The organism is Bradyrhizobium nivariense (assembly GCF_029846695.2).
Classification (GTDB): domain Bacteria; phylum Pseudomonadota; class Alphaproteobacteria; order Rhizobiales; family Xanthobacteraceae; genus Bradyrhizobium.
The window spans coordinates 64897-86442 of the sequence record NZ_JARWCR020000026.1; the positions used below are offsets into that span (position 1 = coordinate 64897).

15 protein-coding genes are annotated in these 21546 nt (G+C 66.1%); 12 read left to right on the forward strand and 3 right to left on the reverse strand.

What is annotated here, in order from left to right:
* Positions 1–50: 50 nt before the first annotated feature.
* The 12 genes from ubiE (at position 51) to QCM77_RS21995 (ending at position 18321) form a co-directional block, all read left to right on the forward strand.
* The gene (ubiE, locus tag QCM77_RS21940; protein WP_279684866.1) at positions 51–812 is read left to right on the forward strand and encodes a bifunctional demethylmenaquinone methyltransferase/2-methoxy-6-polyprenyl-1,4-benzoquinol methylase UbiE; all 762 of its coding nucleotides are present in this window, start codon (positions 51–53) and stop codon (positions 810–812) included.
* On the forward strand, positions 809–2383 hold the full coding sequence (ubiB, locus tag QCM77_RS21945) for a 2-polyprenylphenol 6-hydroxylase (protein WP_279660073.1): 1575 nt from the start codon (positions 809–811) through the stop codon (positions 2381–2383). The genes ubiE and ubiB overlap by 4 nt, the downstream gene beginning before the upstream one ends.
* A gap of 56 nt (positions 2384–2439) precedes the next feature.
* Positions 2440–3903 carry a bifunctional phosphopantothenoylcysteine decarboxylase/phosphopantothenate--cysteine ligase CoaBC gene (coaBC, locus tag QCM77_RS21950; RefSeq protein WP_279684868.1) on the forward strand — a complete coding sequence of 488 codons (1464 nt, stop codon included), beginning with the start codon at positions 2440–2442 and terminating at the stop codon, positions 3901–3903.
* The gene (gene dut / locus QCM77_RS21955) at positions 3900–4358 is read left to right on the forward strand and encodes a dUTP diphosphatase (RefSeq protein ID WP_279684869.1); all 459 of its coding nucleotides are present in this window, start codon (positions 3900–3902) and stop codon (positions 4356–4358) included. Before coaBC ends, dut begins: the two co-directional genes overlap by 4 nt.
* Before the next feature lie 190 nt (positions 4359–4548).
* Entirely contained in the window at positions 4549–7053 is a 2505-nt protein-coding gene (locus tag QCM77_RS21960; protein WP_279684870.1) for a sensor histidine kinase, read from the forward strand.
* Positions 7050–8582 (forward strand): tRNA (adenosine(37)-N6)-threonylcarbamoyltransferase complex ATPase subunit type 1 TsaE, encoded by a 1533-nt coding sequence (gene tsaE / locus QCM77_RS21965; protein WP_279684872.1) that lies wholly within the window; start codon positions 7050–7052, stop codon positions 8580–8582. Before QCM77_RS21960 ends, tsaE begins: the two co-directional genes overlap by 4 nt.
* Before the next feature lie 107 nt (positions 8583–8689).
* Positions 8690–9007 (forward strand): PilZ domain-containing protein, encoded by a 318-nt coding sequence (locus QCM77_RS21970; RefSeq protein WP_279684874.1) that lies wholly within the window; start codon positions 8690–8692, stop codon positions 9005–9007.
* 124 nt (positions 9008–9131) lie between these two features.
* Entirely contained in the window at positions 9132–9854 is a 723-nt protein-coding gene (locus QCM77_RS21975) for a nucleotidyltransferase family protein (protein ID WP_279660079.1), read from the forward strand.
* A 278-nt stretch (positions 9855–10132) separates the two neighbouring features.
* Complete coding sequence (gene addB, locus QCM77_RS21980; protein WP_279684875.1) at positions 10133–13279, forward strand: double-strand break repair protein AddB; 3147 nt, start codon at positions 10133–10135, stop codon at positions 13277–13279.
* Positions 13273–16782 carry a double-strand break repair helicase AddA gene (gene addA, locus QCM77_RS21985; protein WP_279684877.1) on the forward strand — a complete coding sequence of 1170 codons (3510 nt, stop codon included), beginning with the start codon at positions 13273–13275 and terminating at the stop codon, positions 16780–16782. The genes addB and addA overlap by 7 nt, the downstream gene beginning before the upstream one ends.
* Before the next feature lie 62 nt (positions 16783–16844).
* On the forward strand, positions 16845–17165 hold the full coding sequence (gene trxA, locus QCM77_RS21990; RefSeq protein WP_007598398.1) for a thioredoxin: 321 nt from the start codon (positions 16845–16847) through the stop codon (positions 17163–17165).
* Positions 17166–17307: 142 nt separating this feature from the next.
* Entirely contained in the window at positions 17308–18321 is a 1014-nt protein-coding gene (locus tag QCM77_RS21995) for an ATP-dependent DNA ligase (protein WP_279684895.1), read from the forward strand.
* A gap of 48 nt (positions 18322–18369) precedes the next feature.
* Here QCM77_RS21995 and QCM77_RS22000 read toward each other — a convergent pair whose 3' ends face one another.
* Genes QCM77_RS22000 through accD form a run of 3 tightly spaced genes read right to left on the reverse strand, consistent with a single transcriptional unit; the run spans position 18370 to position 21438 of the window.
* Positions 18370–19110 (reverse strand): metallophosphoesterase family protein, encoded by a 741-nt coding sequence (locus QCM77_RS22000; protein WP_279684879.1) that lies wholly within the window; start codon positions 19108–19110, stop codon positions 18370–18372.
* A gap of 46 nt (positions 19111–19156) precedes the next feature.
* Positions 19157–20500: a bifunctional folylpolyglutamate synthase/dihydrofolate synthase gene (locus QCM77_RS22005; RefSeq protein ID WP_279684880.1), complete on the reverse strand. Its 1344-nt coding sequence runs from the start codon at positions 20498–20500 to the stop codon at positions 19157–19159.
* Positions 20497–21438, reverse strand: a complete 942-nt coding sequence (accD, locus tag QCM77_RS22010) for an acetyl-CoA carboxylase, carboxyltransferase subunit beta (protein WP_247331492.1) — start codon at positions 21436–21438, stop codon at positions 20497–20499. Before accD ends, QCM77_RS22005 begins: the two co-directional genes overlap by 4 nt.
* Positions 21439–21546 lie beyond the last annotated feature (108 nt).

Consider the following 21546-nt stretch of genomic DNA (forward strand, 5'->3'; position numbering starts at 1 on the left):
ATAGCGCCATTGCGGCGGGCGCGCTATGGTCCGCCTCGTGGAGTAGAGTAATGGATCGGCCGGGCGAAACCACGCATTTTGGCTTCAGGGACGTCCCCCTGGGCGACAAGCAGACGCTGGTGAACGATGTGTTTCACAGCGTGGCGTCGCGCTATGATTTGATGAACGACCTGATGTCCGGTGGCTTGCACCGGGTCTGGAAGGACATCATGATCACCGCGCTCGACCCGCCGAGAGGCGACCGGCCGTTCGCGCTGCTTGACGTCGCCGGCGGCACCGGCGACATCTCGTTCCGCGCCGCCAAGGCGGCAGGCACAGGCTTCCATGCCACCGTGTGCGACATCAACACCGAGATGCTGGCAGTGGGTCGCGAACGTGCCGCGAAGCGGCATCTCGAGACCCAGGTCGACTTCATCGAAGGCAATGCCGAAGCGCTCGCTTTCGCCGATCGCAGCTTTGACGCATATACGATCGCTTTCGGCATTCGCAATGTGCCGCGGATCGACCTAGCGCTGCGCGAAGCCTATCGCGTGCTGAAGCCCGGCAGCCGCTTCCTGTGCCTGGAATTCTCCACCGTCGAGATGCCCGGCCTCGACCGGATCTACGACCTGTTCTCGTTCAAGGTGATCCCGCCGCTCGGCCGCATGGTCACGGGCGACGCCGAGTCCTACCGATATCTCGTCGAATCGATCCGCAAGTTTCCTAAACCCAACGCCTTCGCCGACATGATCCGCGACGCCGGCTTCGCCCGCGTGAACTGGCAGACATTGTCCGGCGGCATCGTCGCACTGCATTCGGGCTGGCGTTTGTGATCTCTGCCGTCACCCACATGACGCGCCTGATCCGCGCCGCGTTCGTCTTTGCGCGCGAAGGCGTGTTCGGCTCGGTCGATCCGAGCCTGGTCCCGCCACCTGGACAGCTTGCGCTGAAGCTCGCACGCATTATTGAACGACGCGGTCCGAAGCACGGCCCGCGGCTGTCGCGCGCGCTGACCCGGATGGGCCCGGCCTATCTCAAGCTCGGGCAGTTTCTCGCGACCCGGCCCGACGTTGTCGGTGTCGTCATGGCGCGCGACCTCGAAAGCCTCCAGGATCGCCTGCCGCCGTTCTCGCAAGCCGAGGCGGAAGCTGCGATCGCGACCTCGCTGGAACGGCCGCTGACCGATGTGTTCGCGAACCTCGGTCCGCCGGTTGCGGCCGCCTCGATCGCACAGGTTCATCGCGGCGAAGTTTTGCGCGACGGCATCCGCAAGGCGGTCGCAGTGAAGGTGCTGCGACCCAAGGTGGCCGCGCGTTTCCGCCGCGATCTCTCCGACTTCTTCTTCGTGGCGCACAAGGCCGAGGCCTATTCGTCCGAGGCGCGGCGCCTGCGCCTCATCGAGGTCATCAACACCATGTCGCGCTCGGTCGCGATGGAGATGGACCTGCGGCTCGAGGCTGCCGCGCTCTCGGAGATGGCGGAGAACACGCGCGACGATCCTGATTTCCGCGTCCCGACCGTCGACTGGGACCGCACCACGCACAACGTGCTGACGATGGAGTGGATCGACGGCATTGCGCTGAACGATCACAAGCGACTGAAAGAGGCGCAGGTCGACCTGCCCGACCTCGGCCGCAAGGTGATCCAGAGCTTCCTGCGCCACGCGCTGCGCGACGGCTTCTTCCACGCCGACATGCACCCCGGCAATATGTTCCTGGACGAAACGGGCCGTCTCGTCGCGGTCGATTTCGGCATCATGGGCCGGCTCGGGATGAAGGAGCGGCGCTTCCTTGCGGAGATCCTGCTCGGCTTCATCACCCGCGACTATCGCCGCGTCGCCGAGGTGCATTTCGAGGCCGGCTATGTGCCCGCGCATCATTCGGTCGAGAATTTCGCGCAGGCGATCCGCGCCATCGGCGAGCCAATTCATAACCGCACGGCCGAAGAGATCTCGATGGCGCGGCTGCTGACGCTGCTGCTCGAGGTCACCGGCATGTTCGACATGACGACGCGGCCCGAGCTGATTTTGCTCCAGAAGACCATGGTGGTGGTCGAGGGGGTGGCGCGCGGCTTCAATCCCAAGCTCGACATCTGGAAGGTCGCCGACCCCGTGGTGCGCGAATGGATCGAGCGCAATCTCGGGCCGATCGGCCGGGTCCAGGGCGCACTTTCCGGCACCGGCGATCTCGCCCGCATCCTGATGCGTCTGCCTGACCTCGCCGCGCGCTCGGTCGCGGTGCTCGAACAGTTGGAGACCATGACCCGGGAGGGCATCCGGCTGTCGCCAGAGAGCATCGCGGCGATGGGCCGCAGCGAGGGTCGCAAAAACCGCGGGCGCACCGTGGCGCTCTGGATCATTGCGGCGACCTTCATCGGCATCCTGATCGCCGTCCGGAATCTATGATTGCAGTGCAATCACACGAATGATAGCATCGCCATCATTCGTGCTGGAGAAGCGCCATGGCAAGCCTGACCATTCGCAAGCTCGACGAAGGCATCAAAACCTACCTCAGGCTGCGTTCGGCCAAGAACCGCAGGTCGGTCGAGGAAGAGGTCCGGGTCATTCTCGGAGAGCTGATCGAGGGCCGCGAGGAGCCGCTGACGCCGTTTGCGGCGCCCCCGGCGGCATCCACCGCTCCCACACCCCAGCGCAGCGGCGCCCCTCCCGAGGCCAGCGTCACCCTGATCATCGGCGGCGGTATCGCGGCCTACAAATCGCTCGACCTGATCCGCCGGCTCAAGGAGCGGCGGATCGAGGTGCGCTGCGTGCTGACCACGGCGGCGCAGCAATTCGTCACGCCGCTGGCTGTGAGCGCGCTCTCGCATGAGCGCGTCTACACCGACCTGTTCGACCCCCAGAGCGAGTTCGACGCCGGCCATATCCGCCTCGCGCGCGAGTGCGACCTGATCGTTGTGGCGCCTGCGACCGCGGATTTGATGGCCAAGATGGCCAATGGCCACGCCGACGATCTCGCCAGCGCCGTCCTGCTCGCGACCAACCGCAAGGTCCTGGTCGCGCCGGCGATGAATCCGCTGATGTGGAATAACGCGGCGACGCGGCGCAACGTCGCGCAGCTTCAGCGCGACGGCGTGGTGCTGATCGGGCCGAATTCCGGCGAGATGGCCGAAGCAGGTGAAGCCGGCATCGGCCGCATGTCCGAGGCGATCGAAATAGCGACCGCCGCCGAGCGCCTGCTGCGGCCGCCGGTACCCCGCCCACTCGCCGGCAAGCGCGTGCTGATCACCGCGGGTCCGACCCACGAGCCGATCGATCCAGTGCGCTACATCGCCAACCGCTCCTCCGGCAAGCAGGGCTTTGCCATCGCTGCCGCCGCACAGGCCGCGGGCGCCGAGGTGATCCTGGTCAGCGGCCCGGTCGATCTTCGCGATCCCCAGGGCGTCACGGTGAAGCATGTGGAATCGGCCCGGCAAATGCTGGAACAGGTACAGGCCGCGCTTCCCGCCGACATCGCGATCTTCGCTGCGGCGGTCGCCGACTGGCGCGTCGCCAATGAAGGCGAGCAGAAGCTGAAGAAGACCTCGGCCGGCATGCCACCGCTCCAGCTGGTCGAGAACCCCGACATCCTCGCGACGATCTCCAAGCTGACCGGCGAGCGTCCGCCACTGGTGATCGGCTTTGCCGCCGAGACCGAGCACCTCATCGACAACGCCAAGTCCAAGCTTGCCCGCAAGGGCTGCGACTGGATCGTCGCCAACGACGTCTCCTCCGCAACCGGCGTGATGGGCGGGGACCGCAATACGGTGCACCTCATCAGCCGCAAGGATGGCGAGAAGAACAGCGAGAAGGATGGCGAGATTGCAGTTGATTCCTGGCCGGTGATGACCAAGGAACAGGTCGCCATTGAACTGGTCGCGCGCGTCGCAAAGAGCGTGAGCGGCAAATCCCGGGAGCCCGCATCTTGAGCACGAAAGTCACGGTCGAACTGCAACGCCTTGCGCATGCGGAGGGGCTGCCGCTGCCGGCCTATCAGACCAATGATGCCGCCGGTCTCGACCTGATGGCGGCGGTGTCGGACAGCGAGCCGATGACGCTCGCGCCCGGCCAGTATGCGTTGGTGCCGACCGGCCTCGCGATCGCGCTGCCGCCCGGGTACGAGGCGCAGGTCCGGCCGCGCTCGGGGCTTGCGGCCAAGCACGGCGTCACCGTGCTGAACTCGCCGGGCACGATCGACGCGGACTATCGCGGCGAGATCAAGGTGATCCTGATCAATCACGGCCGGGCCGCCTTCGTGATCAAGCGCGGCGAGCGCATCGCGCAGATGGTGATCGCGCCCGTCGTGCAGGCCGCGCTGGTTCCCGTGGCCACATTGTCGTCGACCGACCGCGGAGCCGGCGGATTCGGCTCGACCGGCCGCTAACGCACGGTACATTCAGCCGAATCACCCGAGGAACTACGTGAGTTGGAACGCTGCATCCGGCATTTTTTTGGGGCCGCCTTTGCGTTCACGATCTGGACTCTTACAGGTGGAGTCACGGTGAGGGTATTGTCTTTTGATTCGCGCGCGACGGGGGTCGTCGCGCGTAAATTCGTGCGGTCTTGGGGCAACTATGTCAGGCGTGATCGTGTCGATGCGTCGGACGCTGCTGTCGTGCACATCACTTGTGCGCAACGGCTTGATAGGGAGCGCTCTCGCGGCGCTGCTGCCGGCTGCGCCGGCTGAGGCCGCCGACCTCGTCGACACACTCTCAACATTGCTGGATTTCAACCGGCAGGAGCTCGCGGTGCTGGCCACTGCGCTGGCCCTGCTCGGCTTCTCGGTGGTCGCCGCGATCCTCTTGATGCGCACCCGCGTGCGTACGGCGAAGAACGAGGCGCGGCTGCGCGCCCGGATCGGGGAACTCCAGCTCCAGGCCGACCGCTTCGGTGCGCTGCTGTTCGCCGAGCCGCAAATCCTGATCTCCTGGCCGGCCGGCGACAATCGCGCGCAGATTTCCGGCGACATCTCCATGGTGCTGCCGCGCGACTCCTCTCCGCAGCGCGTGCTCGCATTCGGAACTTGGCTGCCGCCGGAACCGGCGCTCCAGATGGATCACGCGGTCGACGCGCTGCGCGACCGCGGCGACGGGTTCCAGCTGACGCTCACCACCGCGCATGGCCACACGTTAGAGGCCATCGGCCGCGCCATCGGCGGCCAGGCCATCGTCAGGATTCGCGAACTGTCGGGCCTGCGCCGCGATCTGGCCGAGACCAATCTGCGCTACAAGGCACTCTCCGACGAGACGGAAATGCTGCGCGGCTTCGCCGCCGCCGCACCCTGGCCGATCTGGGCCAAAGCCGAGAACGGCGCGCTGACCTACGCCAACCCCGCCTATGTCCGTGCGACCGAGGCGGCCAGCATCGCCGACGCCCAGGAACGCAAGCTCGAGCTGCTCGACAGCGCCGACCGCACCGCGATGGAGCGGGGACTGAAGGACGCGGCCAATTTCACCTCGCGGCTGCCGATCGTGATCGGCGGCGAACGGCGCATCTATGACGTCCGCGCCGTCAATGTCGGCAGCGGCAATGTCGGCGTTGCCATCGACGCCAGCGAGGCGGACGCGCTGAGCTCGGCGCTGGTGCGGATGGCGGAGGCGCATCGCCGCACGCTCGACCAGCTCTCCTCCGGCGTTGCCGTGTTCGACGGCCATCGCCGGCTCGCCTTCTACAACGATTCCTACCGCCGGCTGTGGGACCTCGACCGCACCTTCCTCGACGCCAACCCTGATGATTCCAGCGTGCTTGACCAGCTCCGCGCCGGGCGCAAGCTGCCGGAGCAGCCGGACTTCCGCGCCTGGAAGGCCAAGCTGCACGAGGCCTATCGCGCAGTCGAGACCGCCAAGGACACCTGGTACCTGCCCGACGGCCGCGCGCTCTCCGTCGTCACCACGCCGAACCCGGAAGGCGGCGTCACCTATCTGTTCGACGACGTCACCGAGAGCCTCGAGCTCGCCCGCCGCTTCGACGGCATGATCCGCGTCCAGCGCGAGACGCTGGACAGCCTCGCCGAAGGCGTCGCGGTGTTCGGCAGCAACGGCAAGGCGCAGCTGTTCAACCCGGCTTTTGTCCGGATGTGGAAGCTGTCCGCCGACGCCATGCGCGACGAGCCGCATATCCAGACCGTCGAGGGCTGGTGCCATCAGCTGTTCGACGATTCGATCGTCTGGCGACAGATCCGCGAGGCCGTCACCTCGATCGAGAGCCGCGCCGACGTACCGCTGAAGCTGGAGCGCAAGGACGGCAGCGTGCTCGACGGCATGATCCGGCCGCTGCACGACGGCGCGACCATGCTGACGTTCCAGGACATCACCGACACCGAGAACGTCGAGCGCGCGCTGCGCGAGCGCAACGAGGCGCTGGAGGCCGCCGACCAGATGAAGGTGGATTTCGTCCACCACGTCTCCTACGAGCTGCGCTCCCCGCTCACCACCATCATCGGCTTCGCGCATTTCCTCAGCGATCCCTCGACCGGGCCGCTGACGCCGAAACAGGCCGAATATCTCGACTACGTCACCAAATCGACCAATGCGCTGCTGGCGCTGACCAACAACATCCTGGATCTCGCCACCATCGACGCCGGCGCGATGAAGCTGGAACTCGGCCCGGTTGACGTCAGCAAGACCATCGAGCTCGCCGCCGAGGGTATCCAGGACCGGCTCGCCACAGACCGCATCCGCCTCAAGGTCGAGATCGCGCCCGATGTCGGCAGCTTCATCGGCGACGAGAAGCGCGTGGTGCAGGTGCTCTATAACCTCCTCGCCAACGCCGTCGGGTTTTCTCCACAGGATTCCGCCGTCGGCATCAGCGCCCGCCGCACCGAACGCAGTGTGGTCTTCACTGTGACAGATTCCGGGCCTGGAATACCTGCCGACATGAAGGACAAGGTGTTCAACTGGTTCGAGAGCCGCTCGCAGGGCTCGCGTCATCGCGGCGCCGGGCTTGGCCTGTCGCTGGTGCGCTCCTTCGTCGAGCTGCACGGCGGCAAGATCCGGGTGGATTCGATCGTGGGCAGGGGCACGGTCGTGATCTGCGATTTCCCGACCGACCAGGCGGCGCATCGCGACGCCGCCGAATGACCGGCCCAACCGCATTCTCCGTCGCGCTTCACAACGAGACGGCCACTGCGCAACTGATGGCCGACCTCGCGCTGCTGGTCGGCCCCGGCGACGTCATTACGCTCACCGGCGATCTCGGTGCCGGCAAGACTGCAGCCGCGCGCGCCATGATCCGCTATCTCGCCGGCGACGAGACGCTGGAGGTGCCGAGCCCGACCTTCACGCTGGTGCAGGGCTACGAACTGCCGCCATTCCCGGCGATGCATGCCGACCTCTACCGCGTCGAGGACGAGAGCGAGCTCGAAGAGATCGGGCTGTCGCCGCTGCCGGAAGCAACCCTCGTCCTGATCGAATGGCCGGAGCGCGCGCCGTCGGCGATGCCTCAAGACCGCATCGACATTGCGCTGACGCACCGGCCGGCGCTGGGCTCGAACGCACGCGCCGCCGACATCACCGGCTATGGCAAGGCTGCCGCCACCGTCGCGCGGCTGAAGGCGCTGCGCGAATTCCTCGATGCATCCGGCTACATGGAGGCAACGCGCAAACGCATGCCGGGCGACGCCTCGACCCGCTCCTATGCGCGACTGCTGCGCGACGACGCGATCGTCATCCTCATGAATTCTCCGCAGCGCCCGGATGGCGCTGCGATGTACAACGGAAAATCCTATAGCGCCGCGGTGCATCTCGCCGAAAACATCAAACCCTTCGTCGCCATCGACGAAGGTCTGCGCGCGCAAGGAATCTCCGCGCCCGCGATCCATCATTCCGACCTCGACCGCGGATTTCTGATCAGCGAAGACTTCGGCAGCGAAGGCGTGATCGAGGGCGATCCGCCGCGCCCGATCGCCGAGCGCTACGAAGCCGCGACCGATTTGCTGGCCATGCTGCACGGCAAGACGCTGCCGGAGGAATTGCCGCTCGGGGGGCAGACCTATGCCATTCCCGTCTTCGATACCGAGGCGCTGCTGATCGAGATCGGGTTGATGCCGGAATGGTACCTGCCCGATCGCAACGCGCCGCTCGACGACGAGAAGCGCGTCGAATTTTTCGCGATGTGGCGCGAGCTGCTGAAGAAGCCGCTGGCGGCGCGGAAGACGTGGATCATCCGCGACTATCACTCGCCGAACCTGATCTGGCTCGGGAATCGCACCGGCATCGAACGTGTCGGCGTAATCGATTTCCAGGACACCGTGCTGGGGCCGCAATCCTACGACGTGGTGTCGCTGCTCCAGGACGCCCGCATCGACGTGCCCGAGCCGCTCGAGCTGACACTGCTGTCGCGCTACATCAAGGCGCGCCGCGCGAGCGACGCAAGCTTCGACGCGGCCGGCTTCGCCGAGCTCTACGCCATCATGTCGGCGCAGCGGAACACGCGTTTGCTCGGCACCTTCGCCCGCCTCAACCGCCGCGACGGCAAGCCGCATTATCTGCGTCACCAGCCGCGGATCTGGACCTACCTCCAGCGCTCCCTGGCGCATCCCGCGCTCACCGATCTGCGCGACTGGTATCGCGCCAACGTCCCGCCGCCCCGAGGGCCAGCCCAAGGCTGATAAGGCTGAAAAGGCCGATTCGGGACCCGATTTACCGGCTGTTAGCCAAGACACCGGTAATCTGGCGGCCAGGCCGCCGGATAATTGCGGGGGCTGGAGCAGGGCAGATGACGGTGAAGACGGACCAGCGCGGCAACAGCCGGGTTGTTTTCGAGCGCGGGATCGCGGCCCAGATGATGGGTATCGACGGCACCTGGCGGCGCGACTGCACCATGGAGGACGTCTCCGAGAGCGGCGCCAAGCTGACCATCGACGGCTCGGTCGAAGGCCTGCATCTGAAGGAGTTTTTTCTGCTGCTGTCGTCCACAGGACTTGCGTACCGGCGCTGCGAGCTCGCCTGGGTCAATGGCGACCAGATCGGCGTCAACTTTCTCAAGCTTGGCGACAAGAAGAAAAAGGCGCGTTCCACATCCATCCGGGCTTAACGGCAACACCCGTCGTACAAGCGTCACGGCAGGTGGTTAAGGCGGTTAAGACGCGGTGCGGTCAGTCGAACCTCGTGTTAGGATTGCTGCGAACGCGAAATCAATAGGTCTGAGAAAGCGAAGGATGTCCGTCAAGCCGACCAAAGCCATGGTGCTCGCTGCAGGGTTCGGCCTGCGCATGCGTCCGTTGACGGACAAGATGCCGAAGCCGCTGGTGCCGGTGGCCGGCCAGCCGCTGCTCGATCACGTGCTCGACAAGCTCGGCCAGGCCGGCGTAAGCGAGGCGGTGGTCAACGTGCACTATCTGCCGGACCAGATCATCGATCACACCGCATCCCGCCAGCATCCGCGCGTGACCATCTCGGACGAGCGCGACCAGGTGCTCGGCACCGGTGGCGGCGTGGTCAAGGCGCTGCCGCTGCTCGGCGATGCGCCGTTCTTCCATGTCAATTCCGATACGCTGTGGATCGACGGTGTCCGCTCCAATCTGGCGCGGCTTGCCGAAAACTTCGACCCCGCGCGGATGGACATTTTGCTGCTGATGGCACCGACGGCGACCAGCATCGGCTATAGCGGTCGCGGCGACTACGGCATGACGCCCGACGGCGCCTTGCGCAAACGCAAGGAAAAAGAGGTCGTTCCGTTCGTCTATGCCGGCGCGGCGATCATGTCGCCATCGATCTTCGCCGATGCCCCGACGGGCGAGTTCTCGCTGACAAAGATGTTCGACCGCGCCAACGAGCAGGAGCGGCTGTTCGGCCTCCGCCTCGACGGCGTCTGGATGCATGTCGGCACGCCCGACGCCGTGCACGCCGCGGAAGAGGCGTTTCTGGAGAGCGTGGTGTAGGGCCGCGCCGTCATGCCCCGCGACCCGGCTACGCCAAGGCTTCGCCGGGATTAAGGTCCAGGGGCGCCGAAGCTTTAGCGAAGGCTGCAGGCGGGGCATCCAGTACGCCGCGGCCTCTCGGTCAAAACTCCACCGTCTCTGGAATACTGGATCATCCGCCTTCGCGGATGATGACACCTGTCCAGGTCCAGCGAACAGCGGGGACTATCTCACCTCGGCCCATGACCATTTGAGTCCGCCTCCCTATATTGGCGCCTGATTCCCGAATCAGGCAGCTCATGCGCGTTTTCAGCGTTCCAGTCTCAGTTCCGTTCCTGCGCACCGTCGTCTCAAGCCTGGTCGACGGCCGGCTGGTCGACGGCTTTGAGGCGCGCAAGGAGCCGGCGCGGCTGGCGGACGCCATGCTGTACCTGCCGACACGGCGCGCCATGCGCGTCGTCCGCGAGATCTTCCTCGACGAGATGAAGGTGGATGCTGTCGTGCTGCCGCGCATCGTGGCGCTCGGCGACATCGACGAGGATGAGCTCGCTTTCGCCGATGAAGGCGAACAGTTTTCCGGCGCAACGCCGCTCGACATTCCGCCGCGGCTCGGCGAGCTCGAACGGCGGCTGACACTGGCGCAGCTGGTCGCGGCCTGGGCCAAGGGCCCGGTATTGTCTCCGCTGGTCGTCGGCGGCCCCGCCTCGACGCTGGCGCTGGCGTCCGATCTCGCACGCCTGATCGACGACATGGTCACGCGCGGCGTCGACTGGAGCGCGCTCGATGGCCTCGTGCCTGATATGCTCGACCGGTACTGGCAGCACTCGCTTGAATTTTTGCGCATCGCGCGCATCGCCTGGCCCGGTCATCTCGCCGAAATCAAACGCATCGAGCCCGCTGCCCGCCGCGACCTCCTGATCGATGCCGAAGCCAAGCGGCTGACCGCGCATCCGAGCGGTCCCGTGATCGCGGCCGGTTCGACCGGCTCGATGCCGGCCACGGCAAGATTTCTCCACGCAGTCGCCTCGCTGCCGCATGGCGCCGTGGTGCTGCCCGGCCTCGACACTGATCTCGACGACGATGCCTGGCGCAGCATCGGCGGCGTACGCGACTCGCTCGGCAAGTTCGCGGAGCATCCGGTCTCGAACCATCCGCAATATGCCATGCACGCGCTGCTGGATCGCTTTGGCATCAAGCGCAGCGACGTCGATATCCTCCAGCCACCGGCGGAAGGCGGTCGCGATCTGCTCGCCTCCGAATCGATGCGGCCATCGGCCAAGACCGAGATTTGGCACGACCGGCTGAAGCAGCCGGACGTGGCCGCGAAGATCGCCAGCGGCATGAAGAACCTCGCGGTGGTCGAAGCCCCCAATCCCGAGATGGAAGCGCTCGCGATCGCGATCGCGATGCGCGAGGCGCGGCATCTCGACAAATCCGCGGCGCTTGTCACGCCCGATCGCGCGCTGGCGCGGCGGGTGATGGCCGCACTGACCCGATGGGATCTCGCATTCGATGATTCCGGCGGCGACGTCCTGATGGAAACCTCCGCCGGCGTCTTTGCGCGGCTCACAGCGGAGGCTGCGACCAAGGGATTGGAGCCGCCGACGCTGCTGGCGATGCTGAAGCATCCGCTGTGCCGGCTCGGCCGGTCGCCTGGCGCATGGAAGGCGGCGATCGAGGCCCTGGAGCTCGCCCTCTTGCGCGGCACGCGCCCGCCTGCGGGCACCGCCGGCCTGCTGCGCGAATTCAATCGCTTTCGCGAGGAGCTGGCAAAGCTGTGGCGCAGCGAGGTCTCCGCGCTGCATAAGGCCGAGCCGCGCGCACGTCTCAAGGCGGAAGACCTCGATCGCATTCAGGCGCTGATCGATGCGCTGCGACAAGCCTTGGCGCCGATCGAGAGCCTGGCGTCATCGAAACCGTATGACTTCGCCGAGCTCGCACATCGCCACCGCGAGATCATGATCGAGCTGTCGCGCGACGAGCACGGCATTTCGCTGGCCTTTGAGGAACGCGAGGGCCTCGCGCTCGCGGGTGCCTTCGACGATCTCCTGCGCGGCGGCACGACCAGCGGATTGATGGTAACGCTGCCCGACTACGCAGACGTCTTCCAGACTGCATTTGGCGATCGCGCGGTGCGGCGGCGAGACAAGCCGGGCGCTCGCCTGCAGATCTACGGCCCGCTGGAATCGCGCCTGATGCAGGCCGACCGAATCATCGTCGGCGGGCTGATCGAGGGGGTCTGGCCGCCGGCGCCGCGCATCGATCCCTGGCTGAGCCGGCCGATGCGGCACGAGCTCGGCCTCGATCTGCCGGAACGCCGTATCGGCCTCTCCGCGCATGATTTTGCGCAACTGCTCGGCGGCGACGAGGTCATCCTCACCCACTCCGCCAAGGCTGGCGGCGCGCCGGCGGTCGCCTCGCGCTTCCTGCACCGGTTAGAGGCGGTCGCGGGCGACGCGCACTGGAACGCTGCAATTCGCGCGGGGGAGAAATACGTACAGTTCGCGGGCGCGTTGGACCGGCCCGACGAGGTCAGACCGATCAAGCAGCCCGAGCCGCGACCGCCGCGCGCGACCCGTCCGCTCAGGATGTCTGTGACCGCGATCGAGGACTGGCTGCGCGATCCCTACACGATCTACGCAAAACACATTTTGCGGCTCGACGCGCTTGATCCCGTCGACATGCCGCTGTCGGCCGCCGACCGCGGCTCGGCGATCCACGATGCGCTCGGCGAGTTCACCGAAAAATACGCGACACGCCTACCTGACGATCCCGCGCGCGTGCTGCGGGCGATCGGCGAAAAATACTTTGCGCCGCTGATGGAGCGACCCGAGGCGCGAGCGCTGTGGTGGCCGCGCTTCCAGCGCATCGCGCGCTGGTTCGGCGAATGGGAGACGGCGCGGCGCGGCGTGATCGAGGCGATCACCGCGGAAACCCGCGGCGAGATCTCGATCACGCTCGACCATGGGCGCAGTTTCCGCCTCTCCGCCCGCGCCGACCGTATCGAACGGCGCCAGGGCGGTGGCTACGCCATCCTCGACTACAAGACTGGCCAGCCGCCGACCGGCAAGCAGGTCCGCATGGGCCTGTCGCCGCAGCTCACGCTGGAAGCCGCGATCCTGCGCGAGGGCGGTTTTCCCGACATCGACGCCGGCGCGTCCGTGAGCCAGCTCGTCTATGTTCGCCTGAGCGGCAACAATCCGCCGGGCGAAGAACGCATCCTCGAGCTCAAGTTCAAGCAAGGCGACGAGCCGCAGCCGCCGGACATCGCGGCCGCTGAGGCCAGGGCCAAGCTGGAGGCGCTGATCCGCGCCTTCGAGGACGAGAACCAGCCCTACACCTCATTGAACCTGCCGATGTGGACGAATCGCTACGGCACTTATGACGATCTCGCCCGGATCAAGGAATGGTCGGCGGCCGGCGGATTGGGGATCGAAGAATGGTGAAGGCACCGCGCCCCATCCCGGATGAAGTGCGCGCACGGCAGGCGCGCGCATCGGACCCGACCGCATCGGCGTTCGTGTCGGCCAATGCCGGCTCGGGCAAGACGCATGTGCTGGTGCAGCGGGTGATCCGCCTGCTGCTATCTGGCGTGCCGCCGGAAAAGATTCTCTGCATCACCTTCACAAAGGCGGCCGCCGCCAACATGGCCGAACGCGTGTTCACCACGCTCGGGCATTGGGTGACGCTCGACGACACGGCACTCGATGCCGCGATCCGCGCGGTCGGCATCCCGCATCCCAATACAAAATTGCGGCGCGAGGCACGAAAACTGTTCGCCTGCGCGCTGGAGACGCCGGGCGGGCTGAAGGTGCAGACCATCCACGCGCTGTGCACCCGCCTGCTCCAGCAGTTTCCGTTCGAGGCCAACGTGCCGGCGCGCTTCGCCGTGATCGACGAACGCGACCAGACCGACATGATGGAACGCGCCAATTTGAAGGTGCTGCTGGAGGCCGCGCGCGATCCTGAGAGCGTCACCGGCCGCGCGCTGCTGACCGCGATGGCGAGCGCGGCCGACGTCACCTTCAAGGAGGTCGTGCGCGAGGCTTGCCTGAGCCGCGATCATTTCATGGCCTGGACCGATGAAGCCGGCAGCGCGGAGCTGGCTGCCGTGCAGATGGCAGCAGTGCTGGGCGTGGACGCGAGCGATCGCATCGAGGACGTCGAGACGGAGATTGTCGACGGTCCGTTCCTGCCGCGAGCGCGCTGGGATGACATCGCCTTTGCGCTGGAGGACGGCAGCAAGTCTGACAACGACCAGGCCAGCCGGCTTCGCGAGGCAAGGGTCTTTTCCGGCAGCGCGCAGGTCGATGCCTATCTCTGCGTCTTCCTCACCGACGAAAAGCTGCCGCGCAAGGCGGTGCTGACCAAGAAGTTTTGCGATCACAACCCGTCCGTCGCCCGCTTGTTCGAGAGCGAGGCGCAGCGCCTCAGCGGATTGATCGAGACGCGCCGCGCGGTGACCATGCGCGACCGCACCGCGGCCCTGCTGCATATCGCGACCGCTGCGGCCGCAAACTACCGCCGCGAGAAGCAGGAGCGCGGGCTGCTCGACTATGACGACCTCATCGACAAGACGCTGGCGATGCTGGACCGTGTCTCCTCGGGCTGGGTGCATTACAAGCTCGACCGCGGTGTCGACCACGTGCTGATCGACGAAGCCCAGGACACCAGCCCGCGGCAATGGGACATCGTCGCGCACATCATCTCCGAATTCACGGCTGGCGAAGGCGCGCGCGAGGGACTCAACCGCACCATCTTCGCCGTCGGCGACGAGAAGCAGTCGATTTTCTCCTTTCAGGGCGCTCAGCCGCGAGAATTCGATGCACGCCGGCGCGAACTGCACCGCAAGTTCACGGCGGCAGGGCTGAAATTCGATCCGGTCGCCTTCACCTATTCGTTCCGCTCGGGTGCCGCGATCCTGCATTCGGTGGACCACGTCTTCCGCGAGCCCCAGATCTACAAGAGCATCCATTCGGTCGAGACCGGCCATCCCCTGCACAATGCGCTCGCAGATGCAGGCCCGAGCGTGATCGAGCTGTGGGACCTTGCGGAAGCCGATGACAGGCAGGAGATCGAGGGGTGGCGTGCGCCGTTCGACGGCGTTGCCGCCACCAGCCCCGAGGTCAGGCTCGCCCGCCGCATCCAGGCCGAGATCAAGCGACTGGTCGAGAGCGGCACGCTGACCGGCCACGAAGGCGAGCGGCGTCCCCTACGCTATGGCGACATGCTGGTCCTGGTCCGCCGGCGCGGCAATGCGTTCGACGCCGTGATCCAGGCACTGAAACATGCCAATGTTCCGGTCGCCGGCGCCGACCGGCTGAAGCTCACCGAGCACATCGGAATCATCGACCTGATGAACCTCGCCGATGCGCTGCTGCTGCCGCAGGACGATCTTGCGCTCGCGGTGGCGCTGAAGAGCCCGCTGTTCGGCCTCGACGACGACGATCTGTTCCAGCTTGCCCATGACCGCAAGGGATCCTTGCGCCGCGCGCTTAGCGAGCATGCGGCCACAAGCGAGAAGTTCGCGACGGCGCTGCGGCGGCTGGAAGCCTGCGAAACGCGGGCGCGCGAGGAGACACCGTTCGCCTTCTATGCCTGGCTGCTTGGCGGCGACGGTGGACGCGCGCGCATCCTGCTCCGGCTCGGCCACGAGGCTAACGACGCGCTCGACGAATTTTTGGAGCTCGCACTGAACTACGAGCGCAAGGCGCCGGCCTCGCTGCAAGGTTTCATGGCCTGGCTGCGCTCGGCCGACACCGAGGTGAAGCGCGATATGGAGATCTCGCGCGACGAGGTGCGGGTGATGACGGTGCACGGCGCCAAGGGCCTGGAGGCCTCGGTCGTGTTCATGGTCGACACCACATCGTCGCCTGCGGATTCGCAGCGGCTGCGGCTGATCCACGTCCCGCGCGGCAATGGCGGCGAGGTGGTGGTCTGGGCCGGCCGCAAGGCGGATGATCCCAAGCCGGTCGTCGAGGCGCGCAAGGCGATGCTCGAGGAGACCGAGGACGAATATCGACGCCTGCTCTACGTGGCGATGACGCGCGCCGCCGACCGGCTCATCGTCGGCGGCTGCATGCCCGGCAACATGAAGACGGTTCGCAAGCTGAGCTGGTACGATCTGGTCGACACCGGGCTCGCCGGCGCGGGGCTGGACAAGCAGACAATCGAGACGCCGCTCGGCAAGGTGACGCGATTCGCGCGGCCGGAGGACGAGGCAGTGCTGGGCACGCCAGCAACCTCGTTGGACCAGACGACCGCGCTCCCGGACTGGCTGCGGACGCCGGCACCGCGCGAGACCATCGACGACGATCCGGTCCGCCCCTCCGGCCAGTCGGCCGAGGAAGGCCGCGCGGTGCTGTCAGGCGAATCAGTGCAGTCCCGCGCGCTCGCGCTGCAACGCGGCACGCTGGTGCACCGGCTGCTGCAATCGCTGCCCGACATCGCCACTGAGCGCCGGCGCGAGGCCGCGCTCGGCTTCATGGCGCGCAATGCCTCGGATTGGGCGGAGGCTGACCGCGCCGCGTTGGCGGACAAGGTGCTGGCCCTGATCGCCGAACCACGGTTTGCGCCGGTGTTTGCCGCGGGTAGCCGGGCGGAGGTCGCGATCGTCGGCAGGCTGGAGCGGCAGGGCCGCACCCCGGCGCTGGTGTCGGGCCAGATCGACCGGCTGGTCGTTCGCCCGGATGAGGTCCTGATCGTCGATTTCAAGACCAACCAGGCGGCTCCCAGGAGCGCCACCGCCGCGCCCGCCGCCTATGTGCGGCAGCTTGCATTGTACCGGGCGGTGCTATCGGGGCTTTATCCCCAAAAGCCGGTCCGCGCCGTCCTGCTCTGGACCGAGGCCCTTGAATATATGGAGATTTCGGCTCCCGCGCTGGACGCGGCGCTGGCATCTCTTCATCTCGGTGTGAGCGTCCTTGACCCGGCAAGGAGCCATTCATAGGTTGACGCCATGATCTTGGCGCGATTCTCGTCGCGTCCTTCTCTCAGGTACGAGGTACTTCCATGGCCGTTGGTAAGGTTTCTGACACCGATTTCGAAGCCGAAGTGCTCAAGGCAAACGGCCCCGTGGTCGTCGATTTCTGGGCCGAATGGTGCGGCCCCTGCCGCATGATCGCACCCGCCCTCGACGAGATCGCCGGCGCGATGGGCGACAAGGTCAAGATCGTGAAGCTCAACGTCGACGAGAGCCCGAAGACCGCGTCGAAGTATGGCGTGATGTCGATCCCGACCCTGATGATCTTCAAGGGCGGCGAGATGGCCTCCCGTCAGGTCGGCGCCGCGCCGAAGGCGAAGCTGCAGCAGTGGATCACCTCTGCGGTCTGATCTGGCTCGCACAGGTTTATTTTTGGAAACGGCCGGCGAAAGTCGGCCGTTTTGCGTTGACGGAACATGTCCAGCGTAAGACGAGTCCCAGCCCGTGCCTCCCCCTGCAAACCGCGCGCGAAAATCGACATCTCTCGTGGCGATGGAAGCCCGCTCGGTCGACTCGATCCCGCGCGGCAAGGAGTGGCAGTACGAGCCGAAATGGGACGGCTTCCGCTGCCTGCTGTCGCGCAACGGCGGCAGCATTGATCTGCGCTCGAAATCCGGCGAGGACCTCGCGCGCTATTTCCCCGAGATCGTCGCCGCGGCGCTGAAGCCGAAGGCGGATCGCTTCACGCTCGACGGCGAGATCGTCGTGCCGCACGGCAAAGGCTTTTCTTTCGACGCGCTGCTGCAACGCATTCACCCCGCTTCAAGCCGCGTGAAGAAACTCTCGGAGGAAACACCGGCACTCTATCTCGCCTTCGATCTACTTGCGACAGCCAGGGAGAAGCAGCTTGCCAAAGAGCCGCTCAGCGAGCGGCGGCCGGCGCTGGAAGCGTTTGCCAAAGCCAATCTGAAAGGCGGCATCTTCCGCCTCTCACCGGCGACGACGAGCTACGCTATTGCGAAAAAATGGCTGGCGCAATCGGGCGGCGGCTCGGACGGCGTCATCGCCAAGCGCATCGACCTGCCCTATCAGGCGGGAAATCGCGACGGCATGCAGAAGATCAAGAAATTCCGCAGCGCCGATTGCGTTGTCGGCGGCTTCCGCTATGCCACCAACAAGCTCGCCGGCCGGAGCGTGGTCGGCTCGCTGCTGCTCGGACTCTACGATGACAAAGGTCTCCTGCACCATGTCGGCTTCACCTCGGCGATCAAGGCGACGGAAAAGCCCGATCTGACCGACCGGCTCGAGGCGCTGATCGGCGAGCCAGGCTTCACCGGCAACGCGCCGGGCGGGCCAAGCCGCTGGTCCACCGAGCGCTCGGCCAAGTGGTGTCCGCTCAGGCCGAAGCTCGTGATCGAGGTCTGCTATGACCATTTCAGCGGCGAGCGCTTTCGCCACGGCACCTCGATCCTGCGCTGGCGCCCCGACAAGGCACCGCGGCAATGCAGCTTCGAGCAGCTGAAGCAGAAAGTGGCCGATCCGATGAAGCTGCTGAAACAGCTGTAGCCCGTAGCCCGGTTGGAGCGCAGCGCAATCCGGACTACGAAGCGACAACTATTTGAGCCATCCCGTCGCCAGCGCGTTCGCCAACTCAGGCTGGTCATTGCGGCGAGCAATAGCTGCCATCGCCTCATGATCGTAGGCAACATGGCGGAACGTGACCTGCCAGGCACCATCGGTTGGCTCGAGGATCGCGTAACGCGCGTGCGCCGTGCCGGCCTCGACGACATGCGGGAACGGATGTTTGTCACGATAGCCGGGACTGCCGACGCTGCCGGGATTGACGATCAGCCTTCCGTCGCGAAGCCGCACGGCACGTGCGAGATGGGTGTGGGCGCAGAGGACCAGCGATTGCGTGACCCCTCGTGCGAGCTGCTCGATCCGATCGAGCGGGGATAACGTCACCGTGCCGTCGGGATGCACGGTATCGAGCCAGTAGACCTCGTCATTGCCGGGCGTCGCGTGGCAGAGGAAGACATGGTCGCGAAACACGCGCGTCATCGGTTGCGCGCGCAGCCAGTCGAGTTGCGCAGTATTGAGCGCCGCATGGGCGGGGCGATCCCACGAGCCCATCTTCTCCGGCGGACGGTCGAGCAGATAGCGATCGTGATTTCCGAGCACGTGCACGGCATCGAGCTCCATCAGGATGTCGATGGTGCGGCGCGCATCGAGCGGGCCACTCAGCATATCGCCGAGATTGACGATGTCGGCGATGCCTTGCGCGCGGATGTCGGCGAGCACAGCTTCCAGCGCGAGATAGTTTCCGTGAACGTCGGCGATCGCGGCAAAACGCATTGGCAGTCACTCCCTACCGTGCCCGGACGCAGTATCTACGCGAGCACTATGCAGGAGGCGTGCCGTTGATGGCGAGCACGTGGCCGGCGAGATAGAGCGAGCCGGTGATCAGGATGCGCGGCGGCACTTCGTAGGCGAGCTTCGCCAATGCGCGCAGCGCGGCCTCGATGCCCGGCGCGGGCTCGACGCGCATGCCGAGGCTGCGCGCGGCATCCGCGAGGATGTCGACCGGCATCGCGTGGTCGGTATCGGGAATCGGCACCGCGATGATGTGACGGGTCAAGCCGGCGAAATTGGCGAGAAAACCCTGCGCGTCCTTGCTGGCCATCATGCCCACGATGACGACCAGCGGCCGCGACACCCGCTCTTCGAGATCGCCGAGCGCCGCCGCCGCGACGCGGCCGCCCTCGGCATTGTGGCCGCCATCGAGCCAGATATCCGATCCCTGCGGTCCCCAGGAGAGCAGCTCGCCGGACGTGATGCGCTGCATTCGCGCCGGCCATTCGGCGCCGACGATCCCGGCCTCGAACGCCGCCTGGCTGACCTTGAACGCGCTAATGGCCCGCAGCGTCGCGATCGCGAGGCCGGCGTTGTCGAACTGGTGGCGGCCGAACAGGCGCGGGGCCGTGAGATCCATCAAGCCGCGCTCATCGGAATAGACCAGACGCCCGTGCTCGACATTGACGTGCCAGCTTTCGCCCGCGGCAAACAACGGCGCGCGCATGCGCCTGGCCTGCGCTTCGATCACGGCCATCGCCTCGCCCGACTGCTCGGCGCAGATGACGGGTACGCCGCGCTTGATGATCGCGGCCTTTTCGCCGGCGATCGACGTCAGTGTATCACCCAGGAAATCCATGTGGTCCATGCTGACAGGCGTGATCACGCAGGCCGCCGGTGTATCGACCACGTTGGTCGAATCGAGCCGGCCGCCGAGGCCGACCTCGAGCAGAACCACATCGGCCGGGTTCTGCGCGAACAGATGAAACGCAGCCGCCGTCTTGAGCTCGAACACGGTGGCCGCCTCGCCGGCATTGACACGCTCGACCTCTTCCAGCGCCGCACGCAACTCGTCGTCACCGACCAGCGCGCCGCCACCGACCCGGCCGAGCCGGAAACATTCGTTGATGCGAACCAGATAGGGCGAGGTGTAGGCGTGGACGCGCAGGCCTGCGGCCTCCAGCGTCGCGCGCAGATAGGCGAGCGTCGAGCCCTTGCCGTTGGTACCGGCGATATGGATCACCGGCGGCAGCTTGCGCTCGGGATGACCGAGCCGCTCGAGCAGACGGTGCATCCGCTCCAGCCCGAGATCGATGCGCTTCTGATGCAGGGCCGACAGCCGCCCGATCAATTCGCCGAGCGAAGGCTTTGCGCTGTCGGAGGAGGCGTTCACGCGTGCGGCGCGGCCGGCGCCGTCTCGGGCGCCGATACGATCTGCGCCGGGCTGACGACCGGCTGCACTGGTTTCGAGGCGCTCTCCAGCGCTGGCGCCCTGGTCAACAGGCGGCAGAGCCGCGCCAGGGTCGGGCGCAATTCGTGGCGGTGCACGACCATGTCGACCATGCCGTGCTCCTTGAGGTATTCGGCGCGCTGAAAACCCTCGGGGAGTTTTTCGCGGATGGTCTGCTCGATCACGCGCGCGCCGGCAAAACCGATCAGCGCACCGGGCTCGGCGATCTGCACGTCGCCGAGCATCGCATAGGACGCGGTGACGCCGCCGGTGGTCGGGTTGGTCAGCACGACGATGTAGGGCTGTTTTGCTTCACGCAGCATCTGCACCGCGACCGTGGTGCGCGGCATCTGCATCAGCGACAAGATGCCTTCCTGCATGCGCGCGCCGCCGCTGGCGGCGAACACGATGAAAGGTGACTTCTTCTCGACCGCAAGCTCAAGCCCGCGCACGATGGCTTCGCCCGCGGCCATGCCGAGCGAGCCGCCCATGAAGTCGAAATCCTGCACGGCGACGACGACGGCGGCGCCTTCGAGCTTGCCGTAGCCGACCTTGATCGCGTCGTTCAGATTGGTCCGCGCGCGGGCATCCTTGATGCGATCGACGTACTTCTTCTCGTCACGGAACTTGAGCGGATCGGGCGTGACGTCAGGCAGCGCGACGTCGTACCAGGTCTCGTTGTCGAAAATCGACTTCAGACGCGCCACCGAGTTCATGCGCATATGATAGTTCGAGCCGGGGATGACGAACTGGTTGGCCTCGACGTCCTTGTAGAACACGAGCTGTCCGGAATCCGGGCACTTGATCCAAAGATTCTCCGGCGTCTCCCGCCGCAGCATGTTGCGGATCTTCGGCCGGACCACATTGGTAAGCCAGTTCATGGTTTGCTCCGATGTGCGATCCCACCTGGGGACCGCCTGAAGGGATATATGGCGGCCGGGCCACATCCCGGCAAGCCGCCGTCTCGTCCGCCTTGCTCGCCAGACTTG